The following is a 20,068-nucleotide window of genomic DNA, read 5'->3' on the forward strand; positions in this document are numbered from 1 at the left end:
GCGTTCATCGAGTTCTTCGCCGGTACCCGCCCCCACCGCCCCGGCCCCCCCGCCGCCCCCCCCGCCGGCCGTGGCCCCCGTCACCGCGTGGTGACGGGGCCATCGGCCTGCTGTTTCTCCGAGCCTCCTGTCGGATTCGAACCGACGACCTTCGCTTTACAAGAGCGGCGCTCTGACCAGCTGAGCTAAGGAGGCACTCGCGCGGTGGCACGCGCGCGGGTCGGTCCACTGTACACAGAGCCCGGTGAACGTTGGGATTCGAAAATTTCGGCGAAGTTCACTGGCCCACAGGTACTGACAGACCAGGTGAACGCCGGGTACCGTCCTGAGCCAGCTACACCCGTGTGGACTACACCACCACCTTCCTACAACGGATCGTCCGGCACGTTCCTGCCGGTAGAAGGGGGCCCATTCACCATGGCCACAGTTACGTTCGACAAGGCGACCCGCATCTACCCGGGTTCCACCAAGCCCGCCGTCGACGGTCTCGACATCGACATCGAGGACGGCGAGTTCCTCGTCCTGGTCGGCCCCTCCGGTTGTGGCAAGTCCACCTCGCTCCGCATGCTCGCGGGGCTGGAGGACGTCAACGGCGGCGCCATCCGCATCGGCGACCGCGACGTGACGCACCTGCCGCCGAAGGACCGGGACATCGCCATGGTGTTCCAGAACTACGCGCTCTACCCGCACATGTCGGTCGCCGACAACATGGGCTTCGCCCTCAAGATCGCCGGCGTCAACAAGGCGGAGATCCGGCAGAAGGTCGAGGAGGCCGCGAAGATCCTCGACCTCAGCGAGTACCTGGACCGCAAGCCGAAGGCGCTCTCCGGCGGTCAGCGCCAGCGTGTCGCGATGGGCCGCGCGATCGTGCGTGAGCCGCAGGTGTTCCTCATGGACGAGCCGCTGTCCAACCTGGACGCCAAGCTCCGCGTCTCCACCCGTACGCAGATCGCCGGGCTCCAGCGCCGTCTCGGCATCACCACCGTCTACGTCACCCACGACCAGGTCGAGGCCATGACGATGGGCGACCGTGTGGCGGTCCTCAAGGACGGTCTGCTCCAGCAGGTCGACACCCCGCGGAACATGTACGACAGGCCCGCGAACCTCTTCGTCGCCGGCTTCATCGGCTCCCCGGCCATGAACCTGGTCGAGGTCCCGATCACCGACGGCGGCGTGAAGTTCGGCAACAGCGTCGTCCCGATCAACCGCGACGCCCTGAAGACCGCCTCCGACAAGGGCGACCGCACGGTCACCGTCGGCGTCCGCCCCGAGCACTTCGACGTCGTCGAGCTGAACGGCGGCGCGGCCAAGACCCTGTCGAAGGACTCCGAGGACGCCCCGGCGGGCCTCGCCGTCTCGGTGAACGTCGTGGAGGAGACCGGCGCCGACGGCTACATCTACGGCACGGTCGACGTCGGCGGCGAGACGAGGGACCTCGTGGTCCGCGTCAGCAGCCGTTCGGTGCCGGAGAAGGGCGCGACCGTCCACGTCGTGCCGCGGCCGGGCGAGGCCCACGTGTTCTCGTCGTCCACGGGCGAGCGCCTCTCCGACTGAGCGTCCTCGCGCGGGTGAAACCACCCGCCGGGAAACCACGCGGCCGGGTGATTTCACCCCCGTTGACGAAAAGAGCCCCGCGGCCTGCTGCGGGGCTCTTTTCGCTGTCGACAAATACCCCGGCAGAGCGGACGTTTCGATCCTCACGCGTCAACCCCTTACCCACTTCGGGGCCACTCTTCATCCCCCGAAAGGGTGACTAAATGTCGCCAAATCATTACCGGGCGCTACCCTCACTCGCGTGAAGCACTCCGTGAAGCACTCCACCACCCGACAGACGCGACGCGGCCGGGGCCCCGCCCGCCGGATCGGCCGCTCTCTCGCCTTCGTCCTGCCCGTCGTCCTGGTGCTCTCCGGGACCCTCGCGGTCACCAGGGTCAACTGGTCCGGGGATCCCTCGGACTCGGTGCTCGCCGCGTCGGAGGCATCCTCGGCCACGGCCTCCACCTCCCGGGCCGCCGCCCGCGCGCCGCACGAGGTGCTGCGCGACCGGCTGCTGACCGAGCTCCAGGAGGAGGATCCGGGCGTCGCCCTCACCCACCTCCAGCAGGCGGTGAACGAACGCCCGTCGCTGGCCGGCCACTGCGCGTCCATCGCCCGCGCCCTCGGCCGTGCCGCGGTCAAGGTGTACGGGCCGACGCGCGCCCAGTCGTACTCCCGCCCCGTCTGCGACACCGCCTTCGCCTCGGGCGTGCTGGCCGCGCACGGCTGAGGACGCTTCGGGGGCCGGTGGGGCGCCGCGTACAGTTCGGGCATGACCGATCCGAACGCCGCGTCCCGCCGCCCCGTTCAAGCCGTCGTCCTGGCAGGCGGACAGGGTTCCCGGCTGCGCCCGTACACCGACGACCGGCCCAAGCCGATGGTCGAGATCCCCGGCACCGGGACTCCGATCATCGGCCATCAGCTCGCCTGGCTCGCCGACGAGGGCGTGACGGACGTCGTGGTCTCCTGCGGCCATCTGGCCGAGGTCCTCCAGAAGTGGCTGGACACCGCCGATCTGCCGCTCTCCGTCACCACGGTCGTCGAGACCGAGCCCCTCGGCCGCGGCGGCGGCCTCAAGTACGCCGCCGCGCACCTGCCGCACCCGGACCGGCCCTGGTACGCCACCAACGGCGACATCTGGACCCGTTTCTCGCTGCGCGACATGGCCGACTTCCACGCCGAGCGGGACGCCGTCGCGACCCTCGCCCTGGCCCGCCCGCGGCTGCCGTGGGGCGCCGTGCAGACGGACGGCTTCGGTCACATCACGGACTTCATCGAGGCCCCGCCGTCGACCTTCGAGATCAACGCCGGGGTGTACGTCTTCTCGTCCGCCTTCGCCGCGATGCTCCCGGAGCGCGGTGACCACGAGCGGACCACGTTCCCGAGGCTGGCCCGCGAGCGCCGGCTGTCCGGTTTCCCGATCCCCCAGGGCTCCTACTGGCGCGCGATCGACACCGCGAAGGACCTGACGGAGGCGGCCCGGGAACTGGCGGCCCTGTCCGGCCGCTGAGCAGCCCCCCGGCGTGGTCCAGCCGCGCCCCTCTCAAGGACTGGCCGACCCGGGTCCGTAGTCCGCCTCGAATCCGCCAAGACCGTCCGCGAGGTGGGCCAGCCAGCCGCTCGGGGAGTACGGTCGGGGCGGGTCGACCTCCATGCCCAGCTCAGCCATCGCGAGGGCGTAGTCGGACTCTTCGAGAGCGAGGGCGAGCAGTTCGTGGAGCTCGCCCGTGAGGCGGGCGACCAGCTGCGGGTCCGTGCCGGCGGCGTAGTCGCGTACGGCCGCGTCGTGGTCCGGGAACTCGTCCGGCATGTCCTGTGAGAACCAGCCGCCGAGGAACTGGCCCAGCTCGGGGTAGCGGGCATGCCACTCCCAGTGGGTGCGAGGCCCGGCCGGGGGCGGGGCCTCGCCCTCCTCGACCGACCGCTTCAGGTGATCCGCGATCACGAGCAGCCAGTCCTGGATCGCCGATTCGGACAGACCGACGTCCGGCATGGGATAGAACTCGCCGAGACTCAGGCGCAGTCGGCCCGGCGGATTACGGGCGTACTCCCGGATCTGCTGTTCGGCCGTGGCCAAGGCCCAGGGGCGGGTGTGCCAGGTGTGGCGTAGATACGCCAGAAGGGCTTCGCTCGGTCTGTCCGGCTCGTCGTCGGCCGGCATGCCGGTGTACGCGCTGATCACCTGGTCCAACTCGCCGTAGCGACGGTCGAACTCGAGCGGCTTCATGGACACGGCGTTGGACCTCTACAGGTAGATCGGGACGGTGGTGAGCACGACGAAGCCGTGCGGGCTGTTCGGCTCACGCCTGAGGACGACACGCGCCGCGCGCACATCGACGGGCTCGCGCCCGGCGAGCATCATCGCCTGCAGCAGTACGCGGCCGACGGGCGTCTCACGAGAGGGCCAGGCGGCCTCGATGGTGAGGCGAGCGCGGGTGCCCTGGGCGAGCCAGCGGTGGATCTTCTGTTCATTACCGGTTACCACCTGCTGGGTGGCCCAGTGGGCGGTTTCTCGGTCGGGGTAGGTGGCCGAGCGGCTCCGTACGGTCATGTCTGTCCACACTGAGCAGATTCACCTTGCCACCGCAACCCCGCGACTGACACTACTTCTCACGAACAACTTCCCAGCTAACCAGCCGGTGACATCCACTCAGACGGACAACTGACAACCCACAAACACCGTCAGAGCCATCCTCGCGAAAACCATTGGTGCCCGGCTTGCTCCGCTGATGGACTGACGTCCTACCGTGAGTCTGCCGCGTGACGGAGGTAGTGGTTGTGACAGGTTATGACGTGCTTGCCGAGGTGTACGAATGGCTCATCTCGGATGCAAAGTTGCCTCCAGCCGAGTTCGCTGCGTCGTTCGACGACGTCCTCAATCTCCTGCCGTCGAACGCTCACGTCCTCGACTGTTCGTGTGGAACCGGACAGTTGGCGGTTGGCCTCGCCGGTCGTGGCATGCAGGTTGTCGCAACTGACGCCAGCGAGGCGATGGTTCGTCGGACTGCAGAGTTGTCCGAGGAGTTCGGGGCATCCGTCCGGGCCGTACGGGCGAACTGGGAAGAGTTGCCCGACCATTTCCAGGACAACACGTTCGACCTGGTGTTCTGCGTTGGCAACTCGCTTCACCATGCCACGGGTGCGACAGGCAGGGGTGCCGCTCTGGAGACGATGTCACGGCTTCTGCGCCCCGGCGGGCGCTTGGTACTCACATCCCGCACTTGGGAACTCGTGAGGGCCAGAGGTTCCCGGCTGGAGATCAGTGACCGACTCGTCCGCCGGAACGGTCGCGATGCCGTCGTGGTCTACCGCTGGGAGATTGCGCCGCATTGGGAGGAGGAGCACCACATCGAGATTGCGATCGCGCAAGTTGATGCGACCGGGTTGGTTCTTGTCCGCTCGGAACTGCTGTCCTGCTGGCCCTACCGGTACGAGGAACTCGAAGTCGAGCTGCACCGGGTCGGACTCCAGACGGAACTGAGCACGTTCGATCTTGAGGCCGAGAACTACATGGTGGTCGCGAGCAAGGTATAAACACCGGACCCCTTCAGGTGATGCCGACAGCAGCGGGAGAACATCCCGGGCTGAGCGGCAAGATCGAGGTGCTGAAGTTCGGAGACGGTACGGCGGTAGGACGCTCCGATGGAGCGTTCAACGGACTCCCGACCTCTGACCTGAAGCAGCTACGCATCCTGGAGCTGCGGTACAGCACCATTCGGGCCCAGGCTCTCTGTCCGAGGGAGTCTCTGGCCTTCATCGAGCAACTGCTGGGAGAAGAATGATCCGCGAGACCGCTGCCGGTGATGCCTCCGAACTGGCCTGGTTCAAGAGCAGTTACAGCGATGGTCCCGAGGGCGACTCCTGCGTGGAGATCGCGATAACGCCCCGCACCATCCACGTCCGCGACTCCAAACACACGGCAGGCCCCCGGCTTGCCCTCGCGCCGGGCACATGGACGGGCTTCGTGACGTACGCCGCGTCGGAGCGCTGACGCGCCAACGGCACGCGCCCCGCGCCTGGTTGTCACCAGGAGCGGGGCGCGGGCGCGTCGGGCTACCCCAGGAGGCCGCCCACGAGGCGGCCGCCCGGCTGGCCGGTGGAGGAGGAGCCGCCGCCCTCCTCGCTTCCGGAGCCACCGGTCGAGCCGCCGGTGGAGCCGGAGCCGGTCGAGGTGCCGCCCGCGGTCGGTCCGGCCGAGGTGGTCGGCGCCTGGCCCTGGCCGGCCGGGGACGACTGCCGCGGCGGGGCCTGTCCACCGGCGCCCTGGGTCTGGCTGGGCGTACCGCCGCCGGCGGTGCCGCTCTCCCGGGTCGCTCCCGGCGTGGTCGCGGCTCCCGAGGCGGGGGTGGTCGCCCCGCTGGTCGCACCCTGGGTGGGCGAGGCGGAGGCCCCCGGGCTCTTCGGCTCGCGCGTGCCGGGCTCCTGCGGGAGCGGGGCGCCGGGCAGTTCGTTGCGCGGGGCCTCGCCGGGGCCGGGGACGACCACGCGGTCGGCGTCCCGGACGGCACCGCCGAGCAGCGAGCCGACCAGGAGGGTCGCTCCGGCGACCAGGAACGTGATGAGGGCACCGCGGCGCAGGACGTAACGGCGCAGGTCCCAGATGTCGGCGCGGGGGCCGAGCCGACGCCAGGCGCCGCCGGCGAGTCTGCCGTCCACGGAGTAGACGGGCGCGCCGGCGATGATCAGCGGCGACCACGCGGCGAGGTAGATGATGTCGGGCGCGTCGTAGACGGGGACGCTCTTCCAGCTGACGGTGACCAGGAGCGCGGCGGACAGGCCCGCGCCGATGACAGCGGCCACGCGCTGCCAGCAGCCCAGCACGGTCAGGACGCCCACCAGCACCTGGAGGAAGGCGATGACCAGCCCGGCGCCGACCGGGTGGGCGAGGGCGAACTGGCGCAGCGGCTCGGCGACGTCCCAGGGGTGCAGGGTGTTGAGCCACTTCACCATGGAGCCGCGCTCGCCGCCGTCGAAGTAGACGGGGTCGCAGAGCTTGCCCATGCCGGCGTAGACCGAGATGAAGCCGAGGAAGACGCGCAGCGGCAGCAGCACGACGCCGAGGTTCATGCGGCGGCCGGGGAAGTACGCGTGCCGCACCGGGTCGTCGGAACGGCGCCTGCCGCGCGGCTCGTCCAGGTCCGTGTCGTCGCCGTAGCCGTCGTCGCCGTAGCCGTCGTGGCTTTCGTGGCCGAAGTCCTGGGCGGCGTAGGCGGGTTCGTCGTAGGCGCTGCCGACGGTGCGCATGGCGGGCAGCAGTCGGGCGCCCTCGGGGACGGGGCCGCGCTGGGCGCCGACGAGGGGGGTTTCGAGGGTCTCGGTGGCGGGGCCGTCGTCGTACCCGTCGTACCCCAGGGGGTCCCCGTCGAAGTCGACCCGGGGGATGACCTGGGTGGCTCCGGCGTCGGCTGCCGGGTCCACGACGTGGTGACCGGCTCCCGCCCGCACCGCCTGGAGCAGCCGGTGCGCGCCGGTGTCGTCCGGGTCGGACCGTCCGCTCCACACGACGGCCCGGCGACGGCCCGGGACGGCGGGCATGCGGGGGGTGGCCTGGGTGGCGCTCAAGTGCTGCGCGATCCGCGGGGACTGGGTCCGCCGCGCGGAGGCACCGAACTGCACGCGGAAACTCGCGTGGTTGACGATGACCTGGGCCGGATCGCTCGGCACCTTCACCATGCTCAGCGCGGGAGCGTCGTCGTATCCCGACGAGCGGTCCCCCGTGGGTGTGCGGGGTGTTCTGGTGTCCACACTCATCTAACCGAGTGATGTGTCGTTAGGACACTGCCTTGACCGCCCTGATCTGTCCGGACCGCGTCAAACCAGCCCGGACCACCCAGAACACCCCGTATGGGGGACCGAGCCGAACACCCATCCCCCACCCGGGGAAACGATCACCCCGCGCCGCCGCACCGGCGACCCGACGTCAGCGCCGTCGGCGCGCAGCCTCGTACAGCACGATCCCCGCCGCCACACCCGCGTTGAGCGACTCCGCGCCGCCCGGCATCGGGATCCGTACCCGGAAGTCGCAGGTCTCGCCGACCAGGCGGGACAGGCCCTTGCCCTCGCTGCCGACCACGATGACCACGGGCCCGTCCAGGGCCGCCAGGTCGCCGAGTTCGGCCTCGCCGTCGGCGGCGAGGCCGACGACCGTGAGGCCGGCCTTCTGGTACGACTCCAGCGCGCGCGTGAGGTTGGTGGCGCGGGCGACCGGCGTACGGGCGGCCGTGCCGGCGGACGTCTTCCACGCGCCGGCCGTCATCCCGGCCGCGCGCCGCTCGGGCACGACGACGCCGTGGCCGCCGAAGGCGGAGACGGAGCGGACGACGGCACCGAGGTTGCGCGGGTCGGTCACCCCGTCGAGGGCGACGATCAGCGGGTCCGCGCCCTCGTCGTGGGCGGCGGCGACCAGGTCCTCGGGGTGCGCGTACTCGTACGGCGGGACCTGGAGGACGAGGCCCTGGTGGTTGAGCCCGTTGGTCATCCGGTCCAGCTCGGGACGCGGCGCCTCCATGAGGTTGATGCCACCGCGCTCGGCGGCGAGCTGGAGCGCCTCGCGCACCCGCTCGTCGTTGTCGATGAACTGCTGGACGTAGAGCGTCGAGGCGGGCACGCCCTCGCGCAGGGCCTCGTAGACGGGGTTGCGGCCGACGACGAGTTCGGACGTCGACCGCCCGCCCCCGCGCCGCTGCTGCGGGCGCCCCGTGGCGCGGCGCGTCTTCGCGTTGGCGGCGCGCTGCTTGGCGTGCCCCTTGCGCATCTCGGCGGGAGGCGTCGGCCCCTTGCCCTCCAGGCCCCGGCGCCGCTTGCCGCCGCTGCCGACCTGCGCGCCCTTCTTGCCGGACATGCGGCGGTTGTTCGCGGCCATGAGTTACCTGTCTCCGCTCTCTACGGGAGTGTGCGTGAAGCTTGTGTTGTATGCAGTGTGCCGCCCGGAGGGCCGGGCGGCACAATCGATCTACGGGACCGGACGTCGCCGACCGGCCGGGTCAGCGCGACCCGAGGCTCCAACGGGGCCCCTGCGGACCGTCCTCGATGACCAGCCCGGACTGTCCGAGCTGGTCGCGGACGGCGTCCGCGGTGGACCAGTCCTTCCGCGCCCGCGCGGCCTCCCGCTGGTCGAGCACCAGGCGTACGAGGCTGTCGACGACGTGCCGCAGGTCCTCGCCCTGCTCCTGCTCCCCCGCCCAGTGCGGGGCCAGCGGGTCGAGGCCGAGGACGCCGAGCATGGCCCGCACCTCGGCGAGCCGCGCCACGGCGGCGTCCTTGTCGTCGGCGGCCAGCGCGCTGTTGCCCTGCCGGACGGTGGTGTGCACGATGGCGAGCGCCTGCGGGACGCCCAGGTCGTCGTCCATCGCCTCGGCGAAGGCGGGCGGCACCTCGGCGGCCGGCTCGACACTCTGGCCGGCCAGTTCGGTGACGCGCTGCACGAAGCCCTCGATGCGGGAGAACGCGGCCTCTGCCTCACGCAGCGACTCGTCGCTGTACTCGATCGTGGAGCGGTAGTGCGGGGTGCCGAGGTAGTACCGCAGCACGACCGGCCGCCACTGCTTGACCATCTCGCTGACGAGCACGCTGTTGCCGAGCGACTTCGACATCTTCTCGCCGCTCATGGTGACCCAGGCGTTGTGCACCCAGTACCGGGCGAAGGCGTCGCCGAAGCCCTCGGCCTGGGCGATCTCGTTCTCGTGGTGCGGGAAGATCAGGTCGATCCCGCCCCCGTGGATGTCGAACGCGCTGCCCAGGTACTTGTGCGCCATGGCCGAGCACTCCAGGTGCCAGCCGGGCCGCCCCCGCCCCCACGGCGTCTCCCAGCTCGGCTCCCCGGGCTTGACCGCCTTCCACATGGCGAAGTCCCGCGGGTCCCGCTTCCCGGTCTCGCCCTCCCCGGTGGGCTGGCGCAGGTCGTCGAGGTCCTGGTTGGACAGCGACAGGTACCCGGGCAGGGACCGTACGTCGAAGTAGACGTTGCCCTCGGCCTCGTAGGCGTGCCCGCGCTCGATGAGCCCGCGCATCATCTCGACCATCTCGGTGATGTGCCCGGTGGCACGGGGCTCGTACGTCGGCGGCAGGCAGCCGAGGGCGGAGTAGGCGTCGTTGAACGCCCGCTCGTTCTCGTACCCGATGGACCACCAGGGGCGGTTCTGCTCGGCCGCCTTCTTGATGATCTTGTCGTCGATGTCGGTGACGTTGCGGATGAACGTGACGTCGTAGCCGCGGTACGCGAACCAGCGGCGCATGATGTCGAAGTTCAGCCCCGACCGGACGTGCCCGATGTGCGGGGCCGCCTGCACGGTGGCACCACACAGGTAGATCGAGACGCAGCCCGGCGTGAGGGGGGCGAAGTCACGGATCTGCCGGGCGCTGGTGTCGTACAGCCGAATAGTCACGAGTCCAGGGTAGTAGGCCCCGAGCAGTGCCACGGGCACACAGCCCACGTTGTCACCCCACCTGTCGCCCGACCGAGCCACGCGGCCGTTCCGAGCCCGACCTCTCGCCCGACCGAGCCGGGGGGTCGTTTCGAGCCCCACCCCTTGTCCGACCGAGTCGGGTGGTGGGTGGGCATAGGCCGGGGTCCAGGGGCGGAGCCCCTGGCGGGGCGCGGGGCGGAGCCCCGCACGGTACGGCTCCGCGGGCAACCCCTCACACCGCCCGCCCGCCCGGTCAGGGCACCCGCACGACCAACGCCGTCGCCACCGCCATCAGCCCCTCCCCCCGCCCGGGAAAGCCCAGCCCGTCCGTCGTCGCCCCCGACACCGACACCGGCGCCCCCACCACCTCGGACAACACCTTCTGCGCCTCGTCCCGCCGCTTACCGATCTTCGGCCGCGCCCCCACCACCTGCACCGCGACATTCCCGATCCGGAACCCCGCTGCCCGCACGATCCGCGCCGCCTCCGCCAGCAGCGTCACCCCGGACGCCCCGGCCCACTCCGGCCGCCCGGTACCGAAGTGCTGCCCCAGATCCCCGAGCCCGGCCGCGGAGAACAACGCGTTGCACGCCGCGTGCGCGACGACGTCGGCGTCGGAGTGCCCGGCCAGCCCGGCCCCCTCGCCCTCCCACTTCAACCCGGCGCACCACAGCTCACGCCCTTCCTCGAAGGCGTGAATGTCCGTACCGATCCCGACCTGCGGCAACACCGGCGGCAACCCGGCCGCCGCAGAAGTCTCAGAACCCATCGTTGAGCCTCCTGCGCGCCAGTACCGCCTCCGCGAGCACCAGATCCAGCGGCCGCGTCACCTTGAACGCCTCCTCGTGCCCCGGCACGACCACCACGGCCGCCCCCATCCGCTCGACCATGCTCGCGTCGTCCGTGACGTCGTCGGTCACCGTCTCGTGGGCCCGCACCAGCGTCCCCCGGTCGAAGCCCTGCGGCGTCTGCACCGCCCGCAGCAGCGCCCGCTCCGGGGTCGCCACCACGGGCTCCGGTTCCCCGGGCACGCCGGCGGGCTCGACCTGTTTGACGGTGTCGGCGAGCGGCACGGCCGGCACCACGGCGGGCGCGCCCTCCCGTACCGCCTCGATCACGGCGTCCACCGTGTCCACGGGGACCAGCGGCCGGGCCGCGTCGTGCACGAGGACGATGCCGTACTCGGGCGGCAGCGCGTCCAGACCGAGCCGTACGGACTCCTGGCGTGTCTCGCCGCCTGGGACGACGAGGAAGTCCGTTCGCTCGGGCAGCGCGTGCGCGTCCAGCAGACTCCTGACCTCGGCCGCACCGTCGGGCGGGGCGACGACCACGACGAGGGAGACCCCGCGGGAGGCGGCCATCGCCCGGACCGCGTGGATGAGCATGGGCGTGCCGCCCAGCGCACGGAGGGCTTTCGGGGCGCCCGGCCCGAGCCGTACGCCCCGGCCGGCGGCCGGAACAACCGCCGCGGTCCTGGCGTTGGCACGGTCCTCGGCGGCTGTGTCCGCCGACAGGTGGGCGGGCGAGGGACGCGAATCGTCAGACATCGGTTCCTGTCAGGTTTGTGTGCTCGACCTAGTTGGGTATGGCCTCACCGTGCCGGGCGCGACGCCTTGACCGGACCCTTCCGTGACCCTGGTCGAGCCAGCAGTCCGGGCCCGGCACACCAGGACCCGGGGGGAAACCTCCCGGGAGGAGCGTACGAGGATCATCGGCATCCGGACGTGCGGATGCACGAATTCGCATCCGGGTACGGACATGCCGCAGCGCCCGGCGACAGCAAAGATGTCATCGGGCACCACGGCATTTCAGTGCGCTGGACCGAGCGGGCAGCGGTCCGCGCCTCGCCTCAGGAGGCGAGCACCTCGTCGAGCAGGGCCTCCGCCTTGTCCTCGTTGGTGTTCTCCGCGAGAGCCAGCTCGCTCACCAGAATCTGGCGGGCCTTGGCGAGCATGCGCTTCTCACCTGCGGAGAGTCCGCGCTCGCGCTCACGGCGCCACAGATCGCGTACGACTTCCGCGACCTTGATGACGTCGCCGGAGGCGAGCTTCTCCAGGTTTGCCTTGTAGCGACGCGACCAGTTCGTGGGCTCCTCGGCGTACGGCGCGCGCAGCACCTCGAAGACCCGGTCCAGCCCGTCCTGACCAACCACATCACGCACGCCGACGAACTCCGCATTGTCCGCTGGCACACGTACCGTCAGGTCGCCCTGAGCGACCTTCAGCACCAAGTAGGTCTTGTCCACGCCTTTGATCTGGCGAGTTTCGATAGCCTCGATCAGCGCGGCCCCGTGATGGGGATAGACCACGGTGTCGCCAACCTTGAACGTCATGTGACAGGTACCCCTTCCGTGGCTATCCAGGGTAACACGGAAACGGCGTCTTCTGAATGACGTTTTCGCAGGTCAGGGCATATCTCGGGGCTTGACAACAGCAACAGGAACGTGCTGCGCGAGGCGAGCGGAAGAAAGTATTCGCAGGTCGGAGCGGCTCTTCAGGTCGAGTGAAACACGCACGTCACACACATCCGGAGCCCCGCCAACCAACCCGAAGATCCCGATATGTCCGGTTCCAGGCGTGCGACTTCCGCTACTCCGTTCGGTGGCCGCGCCGACGGTCCGGCCGAATCCGAAATTGATCACGAGCCACCCCGCTCGACCCGTCGATGATCAATTTCCGGCCGCCCGCGCATTCCTTCACGGAAATTTCGCGCACGGGTCGACCACCCGGATGGCGGGATGGCCGGCGGAGGCTTCTTATTTGAATCCTCCCCTTCCAGACGGGAAGGGGATTCCTGGCTCAGGGGGATTCCTGGCCCGGGCCGCCTCCTGGAGCAGCACTCCAGGAGGTCTTCCGCCCAGGGCCGGGCGGCGACACATTCGCTCCACACCCAGCGGCACCGGTCCCACTCCGCCGCCAGGACGGTGCGTGCAGCGGATGACACACGCAATCGGTGGGCAAGGCCCCGGGAAGGGGCTCTGGAGGGTCTTGACCTACCGCCCGCCGGGCGAAGCCCAGGGCCTTCGGGGAGGGTCGGGTGCGGCGGCCCGGGAACGGCTCGGTAGCCTGAGGCCGCTGACAAGTCACTTAGGGCGGCTTTATCCGTTGGCCGCCACCCCGCTCGAGTCCAAGGAGTTGCCGCCGCCGTGAGCAGCAGCCTTCGACGCGGTGCCCTCGCCGCCGCCGCCATCGCGTTCTCGATCGCCTCGCTCGCCGCGTGCGGCGCCGGTCACAACGCCCAGTCGCTGGAGATCAAGCCGGACAACGCCGCGACGACGGTCGGTGACATCCAGATCCAGAACGCGGTCGTCATCACGCAGCCGGACCTGGAGTCGACGGGCCCGGCGGTGGTCTCCGCCACGCTGTTCAACAACGGCAGGTCGGACCAGACGCTCGAGTCCATCACCGTGGCCGGCACCGACAAGACCGCCGAGCTGAAGCCCGCCAAGGGTCAGAAGGGCGACCTGACCGTCCCCGCCGGCGGGTCCCTGATCCTCGGCGGCAAGGACAACGCCGCCGCCGTCCTGCCCAGCAGCCGCGAGGCGATCCAGGACGGCAACGCGCAGAAGATCACCTTCACCTTCAGCAAGGCCGGTGAGGTGAGCCTGCGCGCGTTCGTCGTTCCCGCCGAGAGCTACTTCTCCGGCTGGGGCCCCAGCGACGTCCCCGCGGCGCCCGGCGCGTCCGCACAGCCCTCCGAGGAGACCTCCGGGGAGCCGTCCGACGGCGAGACCTCGGGCACCCCGGGCGAGGACGCCTCCGCCCCCGGGACGGGCGAGCCCTCCGGCGAGGCGAACGAGACCGGAACGGCGACCTCCGGCACCTCGCAGGGCACGGGCACGGGCACCGGCACCGACGCCGGCCGCTGAGCACCGTACGAACGAAGGGCGGGACCTCCGGGAGGTCCCGCCCTTCACCGTGTCCGCTGGACGGCGTCCGGCTTACGGCTCGAACTTGTAGCCGAGCCCGCGCACCGTCACGAGGTACCGCGGCGCGCCCGGGTCGGGCTCGATCTTGGCGCGCAGCCGCTTGACGTGGACGTCGAGGGTCTTGGTGTCGCCGACGTAGTCGGCACCCCATACCCGGTCGATCAGCTGCATGCGGGTGAGTACGCGGCCGGCGTTGCGCAGCAGCATCTCCAGCAGGTCGAACTCCTTGAGCGGCAGGTCGATCTTGGTGCCGCCGACGGTCACCACGTGCCGGTCGACGTCCATGCGGACGGGGCCGGCCTCCAGCGCGGCGGGAGTGACCTCCTCCGGCTCGCCGCGGCGGCGCAGTACGGCGCGGATGCGGGCGACCAGCTCGCGGGAGGAGAAGGGCTTGGTGACGTAGTCGTCGGCCCCTATCTCCAGCCCGACAACCTTGTCGATCTCGCTGTCCTTGGCGGTCACCATGATCACGGGAACGTTCGAGCGGCCGCGCAGCTGGCGGCAGACCTCGGTGCCCGGCAGGCCGGGCAGCATCAGGTCGAGGAGCACGAGGTCGGCGCCGTTGCGCTCGAACTCGTCGAGTCCGTCGGGGCCGGTGGTCGCGACGGCGACCTCGAAGCCCTCCTTGCGGAGCATGTACGACAGGGCGTCGGAGAAGGACTCCTCGTCCTCGACGACGAGCACACGGGTCACGGAAGGACCTCCGGGGCGGGAAGCGTTTCGTACGGGGATGTTTGGGGGGATGAGGGGGACCGTTCGGTCTCGTCGCTGAGTCCGGTGTGGTCCGGGCGCTGCGGTGCGCGGTCGCGGGACGGGCCCGACTCCGGCATGCGCAGGGTGAACGTGGAGCCCTGGCCTTCGGCGCTCCACACCGTGACCTCCCCGCCGTGCGAGGCGGCCACGTGCTTGACGATCGCGAGACCCAGCCCGGTGCCTCCGGTGGCCCGGGAGCGGGCCGGGTCGACGCGGTAGAAGCGCTCGAAGACGCGCTCCTTGTCCCGCTCCGAGATGCCGATGCCCTGGTCGGTCACGGCGATCTCGATCAGGTCGCCGCCGGGTGCGTTGACGCGGCGGGCCGCTATGCCGACGCGGGTGCGGGCGGGCGAGTAGTTGACGGCGTTCTCGACGAGGTTACCGAGGGCGGCGGCGAGCTGGCCGCGGTTGCCGCGTACGTGCAGATCCGCCGTTCCTCCGGCGGCCATGGTGATCTGCTTGGTGCCGGCCGCCTGCCGGCAGCGGTCGATGGCCTCGGCGACCAGCTCGTCCACCCGGACGGGCTCGGCGTCGTCGAGGGGGTCGTCGTTCTGCACCCGGGACAGGTCGATGAGCTCCTGCACCAGGTTGGTGAGCCGGGTGGCCTCGATCTGCATCCGTCCGGCGAACCGCTCCACGGCCTCCGGATCGTCCGCGGCGTCCATGACGGCCTCGGACAGCAGGGAGAGCGCCCCGACCGGCGTCTTCAGCTCGTGACTCACATTGGCGACGAAGTCGCGCCGTACGGCCTCGATGCGGCGAGCCTCGGTGAGGTCCTCGACCAGCAGCAGCACCAGCCGGGATCCGAGCGGCGCGACGCGCGCGGAGACGGCCAGGGCCTCGCCCCGTCCGGTCCCGCGCCTCGGCAGGTCCAGCTCGACCTGCCGTATCTCCCCGTCCCTCCTGGTGTCCCGGGCCATCTGGAGCATGGGCTCCACGGCGAGCTTGCCGCCCCGGACCAGGCCGAGGGCGTACGCCGCGGAGCTGGCCTTGACCACGCCGTCGGCCTCGTCGAGGACGACGGCGGAGGAGCGGAGCACCGACAGGACGGTGTCCACGCCGGGCGGAAGCACGGGGTCCGTGTGCAGGGAGGTGCGGGTGGGGCGGTTCTGGTCGCGCTCGCTCCAGCGGAACGCCAGCATGGCGATGACGCCGGTGAGTACTCCGGCGATCGCTGCCGCTGCGGCGACCGCCGCGTTCACGTCCATGTCTCCAGGTTAGGCATGCCGTACGTCCCCGCCCCAGCCATCGGGGTGCGACCTCGAACACTCGTCGCCCAGAGTTCACCTTGGAGCCAGTGATGGTTCATTTGTGGTGCCGGAAACGGACGCGTACAGGCCGGAACGTGTAAGCGTGGGGGCACGGCGAGGGGCGCGAGCCGGTGCGAGCCATGTGCGAGCCAGTTCTTTGAGCCCCCTAAACGGACGTACGAGAGGGAACCCTGATGCGGGACGCGTACCACGAGGAACTTGATTCGATCGGTGACGGTCTGGTGGAGATGGCCCGGCTGGTCGGGTCGGCCATCGGACGCGCCACGACCGCGATCCTCGACTCCGACCTGAAGCTGGCCGAGGCCGTCATCGAGGGCGACCAGCGGGTCGACGAACTCCAGCACGAGCTGGAGGCCCGGGCGATAACCCTGCTGGCCCGGCAGCAGCCGGTGGCGACGGACCTGCGGATCGTCGTCACCTCGCTGCGGATGTCCGCCGACCTGGAGCGCTCGGGCGACCTGGCCCAGCACGTGGCCAAGCTGGCCCGGCTGCGCTACCCGGAACGCGCCGTCCCGCACGACCTGCACGCGACCATCCTGGAGATGGGGCAGCTCGCGCAGCGCCTGATGGCGAAGGCCGCCGAGGTGATCATCACCAAGGACGTCGACCTGGCCCTCCAGCTGGAGCAGGACGACGACGCGATGGACCTCCTCCACCGCACGCTCTTCCAGCACCTGATGGACGACCGCTGGAAGCACGGCATCGAGACGGCGGTCGACGTGACGCTGCTGGGCCGCTACTACGAGCGCTACGCCGACCACGCCGTCGCGGTCGCCAAGCGCGTGGTCTACCTGGTCACCGGCGAGCACCCGGGCGGCCTCCAGGCGGACATCCAGCCGACGACGCAGGTCGAGGGCGCCTGACCCGCGCGGGAGCGTACGGGCCGGGGCGCGCGGCGATGACCCAATGCGCCGTTGATGCGACGGCCGCCCGGGGCGTGCAATGGAGGCAGGCACCAGCTTCCAGGAGGATCCATGGCCGATTCCCCCAGCACGCAGCCCGACCCCGCCCAGGAACGCCGCACCGAGCAGCCCCCCGAGATCCGCGCCCTGCCCCTGGTCGCCGCCTGCGGCTGCGGCTCGGGCTGCGGCTGCGGCTGCCAGTCGGGCAATCCCTGCCAGTGCGGGTGACGGGGTAGCGGTACGAGTAGCAATACGAGTAGCAATACGAGGTAGCGGCGTACGGTGGCCGGCCACACCCCGGCCGCCGTACGCCCCCCATAGGTGTAGCGTCGTTCGACTTGAGTACGGGTACTCAGGCCCTGGAGCCGCCCACGTCCGACCCTGGAAACAGGAAGAAGACGTAGACCCAGACGACTCCCGGGGAGATCGAGATCCCATGAAGAGCAGCCCGATACGCGCCCTCGCCCGCCTCGCCCGCCTCGCCGTCGCCAACCGCGTCTCGGGGATCTACCTCGCCCTGGTCGGCGGCGCGATGGCCGTGGCCGCGTTGGAGCCCCTGTTCGCGGACACCCCGGACGCGTCTCTGATCTGGGTCTGGCCCGCCCTGTTCACCTTCCCGGCCTTCGGCTTCGTGGCCTGGTTCGGCGAGGGGGGCTGGGGCGGCGAAGCCCCGACGTGGTTCTTCATCGGCGGCATCGTGCTCTCGGCACTGGTCCAGTCGCTGGCGCTGGGCGCGGTCTGGCAGGGCCTGCGCGGCCGCCGCGGCAACCGCGGGCACCTCACCACGGCGAACTGACGCCGCAGGCCCCCCTGGGCCAGTCCGGACGCGGATGGAAGAGTGGCCGCATGACGGCACCTGAAGCCACGGTCGTGGCGGTCGACCAGCTCGAGGAACTCGCGGTGGACGCGCTGCGGTGGCTGATCGGTTCGGCGCGGGAGGCCCCCGGGGGTGGCCTCACCTGGCCCGAACGCCGTTCGGACGACGAGCCCGACCCGATGCTCTACGGCGGTACGGCCGGCAACATCCCCGTACTCCTGGAGGCGTGGCGGCACTTCGGCGACGACTCCTACGCCGACACCGCCCTGCGCGCGGCCCGCGGCGTCGCGCACTCCGTCGACGACATCGAGGACGACTCCCTCTACTTCGGCCGCACCGGACTGGCGCTCGTCCTGCGGGCCGTGCAGGAACAGCTCGGCGACGCGGCGTCCGGCGCGGCGGCCGACCGCGCGCTGGAACTGGTCCGGTCCCGCTTCGACGGCACCCGCTGGGGCGTGCTCTTCGAGCTGATGGGCGGCAACGCGGGCATCGGCCTCGGCGCACTGCTGGCCGGCGACGCCGATCTGGCCGTCCTGGCCATGGAGCCGTACCTGCGCACCGCGGAGCCCACGCCCGGGGGCGTCCAGTGGCCGCACCGCACGGAGACCGAGGCCCGGCTGCACCACGTCTCGCACGGCACGCTCGGCATCTCCCTGGCGCTGGCCCGGGTGGGCGCGGACACCGGCCGGGCGGACCTGACGGAGCTGGCGCTGGCCGGTGCGACGGGCTTCGTGGCACGTGACGAATCGGGCTCGGTGGGCTCGGGTGGCTCGGATGGCTCGGGTGGCTCGGGTGGCTCGGGTGGCTCGGGTGGCTCGGATGGCTCGGATGGCTCGGGCGGCTCGAAGGGCTTCCTGGTCCGCCACTCCACCCCGCAGTTCCGCCCCGACGTGATCGAGCCCTTCAGCTACGGCTGGTGCCACGGCCCGACCGGCGACGCCCAGGCCTTCCGCCTCCTGCGGGACGTCACCGCCGACCCCGCCTGGTCCGCCCTCGCCGACCGCTGCTGGCACACGGTCACCCACTCCGGTGTGCCCCAGCGGCTGCGCCCCGGCTTCTGGGACAACAACGGCCGCTGCTGCGGCACCGCGGGCGTCCTCGCCCTGGCCTGCGACCGCATGGCCGAGCGACTCGACCCGTACGCCCCGGAGGGCTTCGCCCATCTCCTCGCGACGGACATGGCGGCCCGCGCGACCCGGGACGAGGCGGGCGCCCGCTGGTCGAACGTCGAACACCGCGCCACCCCGAGCGCCCTCGAACCGTACGTCGGCTGGGCGATGGGCAACGCGGGCATCACCCGCGAACTCCTCCGCTTCGTACGCCTGACCCGCGGGGGCGATCCGCGCTACGCGTTCACGTGGCCCGACCAGCCCGGGGTACCCGCGTAGGCGAGACGTCCACTCCCCCGATCGAAGCGGACCTCAACGATCGGGCGGAGCGGGACCGCCCCCTGCCACGGTTGACGCAGAAGGGAGGTCCCGTGATCTCGGCACTGAACAGGCTGGTCGATCTCGTCGAGGAACACCTCACCGAGGAACTCGACGTACCCGCACTGGCCGGAACGCTCGGCACGACCGAGTACCACCTGCGCCGGATGTTCTCGTCGCTGGCGGGCATGCCGCTGTCGGAGTACGTCCGGCGGCGCCGCATGACGGTCGCCGCCGCCGACGTCGTACGGGGCGAGGACGACCTGCTGAGCATCGCCGTCCGCCACGGATACGGCTCGACGGAGGCGTTCGGACGCGCGTTCCGGTCGGTGCACGGCGCCGGACCGCGTGACGTACGCCGCGACGGAGGCCCCCTTCACTCACAACCGCAGCTCAGGTTCCGCCTGACCGTCGAAGGGAGCACTCCCATGGACACCCGTTTCGCCGACCGCCCCGCGTTCCGCCTGATCGGACACGCGGCGCGCGTCCCCCTCATCCACGAGGGCGTCAACCCGCACATCCAGGAGCACATCGCCGCACTGCCCTCGCAGGAGCACGCCCGCCTGAAGGCCCTCGGCGACACCGACCCGGCGGGCCTGCTCCAGGTCTGCGACGACCTCGCCCCCGACAGCGCGGAGGGCACCGACCTGACCTACCTGCACGGCGTCGCGGTCACTCGGGACACACCGGCGCCCGACGACCTCGACGCCATCGAGGTCCCGGCAGGCATGTGGGCGGTCTTCCGCACCTCGGGCCCCCACCCGGAAACCCTCCAGACCGCCTGGGCCGCGACGGCCTCCGAGTGGTTCCCCTCCAACCCGTGGCGCCTGCGCCCCGGCCCGTCGATCGTGGCCGTCCTCGACCGCACGGAGGACTTCACAACGGCGACGTGCGAACTGTGGCTCCCGGTGGAACCGGCGTAAGCACCGTCCGCCCGGCCCCCCAGGGTTTGTTTTGGCGGTCCCGGGGCGAACAAAAGAAAAACGAGACCCACGAAAACACAAACAGGCGTTACCGAACCCGGGGAGT

The 20,068-nt window shown here is 70.9% G+C and carries 21 protein-coding genes, 1 tRNA gene and 1 pseudogene; 12 read left to right on the forward strand and 11 right to left on the reverse strand.

Going from position 1 to position 20,068, the window contains the following annotated elements:
- Positions 1–121 precede the first annotated feature (121 nt).
- Positions 122–195: transfer RNA gene (locus tag ACFWR9_RS10725), tRNA-Thr, on the reverse strand.
- Positions 196–417: 222 nt separating this feature from the next.
- Here ACFWR9_RS10725 and msiK point away from each other — a divergent pair.
- The 3 genes from msiK to ACFWR9_RS10740 all read left to right on the forward strand — a co-directional run bounded on the left by msiK (position 418) and on the right by ACFWR9_RS10740 (position 3,046).
- Complete coding sequence (msiK, locus tag ACFWR9_RS10730; protein WP_383838729.1) at positions 418–1,554, forward strand: diacetylchitobiose ABC transporter ATP-binding protein MsiK; 1,137 nt, start codon at positions 418–420, stop codon at positions 1,552–1,554.
- Between the two features lie 253 nt (positions 1,555–1,807).
- A complete protein-coding gene (locus ACFWR9_RS10735; protein WP_383838834.1) occupies positions 1,808–2,266 on the forward strand; it encodes a hypothetical protein in 459 nt (152 codons plus the stop codon).
- Between the two features lie 42 nt (positions 2,267–2,308).
- On the forward strand, positions 2,309–3,046 hold the full coding sequence (locus ACFWR9_RS10740; protein WP_329471394.1) for a nucleotidyltransferase family protein: 738 nt from the start codon (positions 2,309–2,311) through the stop codon (positions 3,044–3,046).
- Positions 3,047–3,079: 33 nt separating this feature from the next.
- Here ACFWR9_RS10740 and ACFWR9_RS10745 read toward each other — a convergent pair whose 3' ends face one another.
- Together ACFWR9_RS10745 and ACFWR9_RS10750 are read right to left on the reverse strand one after the other, a co-directional pair.
- The gene (locus tag ACFWR9_RS10745; RefSeq protein ID WP_383838733.1) at positions 3,080–3,769 is read right to left on the reverse strand and encodes a contact-dependent growth inhibition system immunity protein; all 690 of its coding nucleotides are present in this window, start codon (positions 3,767–3,769) and stop codon (positions 3,080–3,082) included.
- A gap of 12 nt (positions 3,770–3,781) precedes the next feature.
- Positions 3,782–4,087 (reverse strand): RNase A-like domain-containing protein, encoded by a 306-nt coding sequence (locus ACFWR9_RS10750; protein WP_383838735.1) that lies wholly within the window; start codon positions 4,085–4,087, stop codon positions 3,782–3,784.
- A 227-nt stretch (positions 4,088–4,314) separates the two neighbouring features.
- Here ACFWR9_RS10750 and ACFWR9_RS10755 point away from each other — a divergent pair, with 227 nt between their 5' ends.
- The 3 genes and pseudogenes from ACFWR9_RS10755 (at position 4,315) to ACFWR9_RS10765 (ending at position 5,527) form a co-directional block, all read left to right on the forward strand.
- Positions 4,315–5,070 carry a class I SAM-dependent methyltransferase gene (locus ACFWR9_RS10755; protein WP_383838838.1) on the forward strand — a complete coding sequence of 252 codons (756 nt, stop codon included), beginning with the start codon at positions 4,315–4,317 and terminating at the stop codon, positions 5,068–5,070.
- Between the two features lie 11 nt (positions 5,071–5,081).
- A pseudogene (locus ACFWR9_RS10760) lies at positions 5,082–5,318 on the forward strand (Scr1 family TA system antitoxin-like transcriptional regulator); the annotation flags it as partial.
- Complete coding sequence (locus ACFWR9_RS10765) at positions 5,315–5,527, forward strand: DUF397 domain-containing protein (protein ID WP_383838738.1); 213 nt, start codon at positions 5,315–5,317, stop codon at positions 5,525–5,527. The pseudogene ACFWR9_RS10760 and the gene ACFWR9_RS10765, both read left to right, overlap by 4 nt.
- A gap of 62 nt (positions 5,528–5,589) precedes the next feature.
- Here ACFWR9_RS10765 and ACFWR9_RS10770 read toward each other — a convergent pair whose 3' ends face one another.
- The 6 genes from ACFWR9_RS10770 to ACFWR9_RS10795 all read right to left on the reverse strand — a co-directional run bounded on the left by ACFWR9_RS10770 (position 5,590) and on the right by ACFWR9_RS10795 (position 12,273).
- Positions 5,590–7,287 carry a DoxX family membrane protein gene (locus ACFWR9_RS10770; protein WP_383838741.1) on the reverse strand — a complete coding sequence of 566 codons (1,698 nt, stop codon included), beginning with the start codon at positions 7,285–7,287 and terminating at the stop codon, positions 5,590–5,592.
- A gap of 169 nt (positions 7,288–7,456) precedes the next feature.
- Entirely contained in the window at positions 7,457–8,398 is a 942-nt protein-coding gene (gene rlmB, locus ACFWR9_RS10775) for a 23S rRNA (guanosine(2251)-2'-O)-methyltransferase RlmB (RefSeq protein ID WP_383838743.1), read from the reverse strand.
- 121 nt (positions 8,399–8,519) lie between these two features.
- Positions 8,520–9,920, reverse strand: a complete 1,401-nt coding sequence (cysS, locus tag ACFWR9_RS10780) for a cysteine--tRNA ligase (RefSeq protein WP_383838746.1) — start codon at positions 9,918–9,920, stop codon at positions 8,520–8,522.
- Between the two features lie 274 nt (positions 9,921–10,194).
- A complete protein-coding gene (ispF, locus tag ACFWR9_RS10785; RefSeq protein ID WP_383838750.1) occupies positions 10,195–10,710 on the reverse strand; it encodes a 2-C-methyl-D-erythritol 2,4-cyclodiphosphate synthase in 516 nt (171 codons plus the stop codon).
- A complete protein-coding gene (ispD, locus tag ACFWR9_RS10790; RefSeq protein WP_383838753.1) occupies positions 10,700–11,488 on the reverse strand; it encodes a 2-C-methyl-D-erythritol 4-phosphate cytidylyltransferase in 789 nt (262 codons plus the stop codon). Before ispD ends, ispF begins: the two co-directional genes overlap by 11 nt.
- 302 nt (positions 11,489–11,790) lie before the next feature.
- A complete protein-coding gene (locus ACFWR9_RS10795; RefSeq protein ID WP_003953493.1) occupies positions 11,791–12,273 on the reverse strand; it encodes a CarD family transcriptional regulator in 483 nt (160 codons plus the stop codon).
- Positions 12,274–13,086: 813 nt separating this feature from the next.
- Between ACFWR9_RS10795 and ACFWR9_RS10800 the strand changes: the two genes are divergently transcribed.
- Positions 13,087–13,809, forward strand: a complete 723-nt coding sequence (locus ACFWR9_RS10800) for a DUF461 domain-containing protein (RefSeq protein ID WP_383838755.1) — start codon at positions 13,087–13,089, stop codon at positions 13,807–13,809.
- A 72-nt stretch (positions 13,810–13,881) separates the two neighbouring features.
- Here the strand turns inward: ACFWR9_RS10800 and ACFWR9_RS10805 are convergent, their stop codons facing one another.
- A complete protein-coding gene (locus tag ACFWR9_RS10805; RefSeq protein ID WP_030243122.1) occupies positions 13,882–14,562 on the reverse strand; it encodes a response regulator transcription factor in 681 nt (226 codons plus the stop codon).
- Positions 14,559–15,830 (reverse strand): sensor histidine kinase, encoded by a 1,272-nt coding sequence (locus tag ACFWR9_RS10810; protein WP_383838758.1) that lies wholly within the window; start codon positions 15,828–15,830, stop codon positions 14,559–14,561. The genes ACFWR9_RS10805 and ACFWR9_RS10810 overlap by 4 nt, the downstream gene beginning before the upstream one ends.
- A 236-nt stretch (positions 15,831–16,066) precedes the next feature.
- Here ACFWR9_RS10810 and phoU point away from each other — a divergent pair, with 236 nt between their 5' ends.
- The 5 genes from phoU to ACFWR9_RS10835 all read left to right on the forward strand — a co-directional run bounded on the left by phoU (position 16,067) and on the right by ACFWR9_RS10835 (position 19,962).
- Complete coding sequence (gene phoU / locus ACFWR9_RS10815) at positions 16,067–16,756, forward strand: phosphate signaling complex protein PhoU (protein WP_383838761.1); 690 nt, start codon at positions 16,067–16,069, stop codon at positions 16,754–16,756.
- 111 nt (positions 16,757–16,867) lie between these two features.
- Positions 16,868–17,023, forward strand: coding sequence for a hypothetical protein (locus ACFWR9_RS10820; protein ID WP_383838764.1), 156 nt, complete (start codon positions 16,868–16,870; stop codon positions 17,021–17,023).
- Between the two features lie 208 nt (positions 17,024–17,231).
- Positions 17,232–17,591, forward strand: a complete 360-nt coding sequence (locus ACFWR9_RS10825) for an SCO4225 family membrane protein (protein WP_383838767.1) — start codon at positions 17,232–17,234, stop codon at positions 17,589–17,591.
- A 50-nt stretch (positions 17,592–17,641) separates the two neighbouring features.
- Complete coding sequence (locus ACFWR9_RS10830) at positions 17,642–19,000, forward strand: lanthionine synthetase LanC family protein (protein WP_383838770.1); 1,359 nt, start codon at positions 17,642–17,644, stop codon at positions 18,998–19,000.
- Between the two features lie 92 nt (positions 19,001–19,092).
- Positions 19,093–19,962 carry a GyrI-like domain-containing protein gene (locus ACFWR9_RS10835; protein WP_383838773.1) on the forward strand — a complete coding sequence of 290 codons (870 nt, stop codon included), beginning with the start codon at positions 19,093–19,095 and terminating at the stop codon, positions 19,960–19,962.
- Positions 19,963–20,068 lie beyond the last annotated feature (106 nt).

The sequence above is a fragment of the Streptomyces sp. NPDC058534 genome (genome assembly GCF_042717365.1).
Taxonomy (GTDB): Bacteria; Actinomycetota; Actinomycetes; order Streptomycetales; family Streptomycetaceae; genus Streptomyces.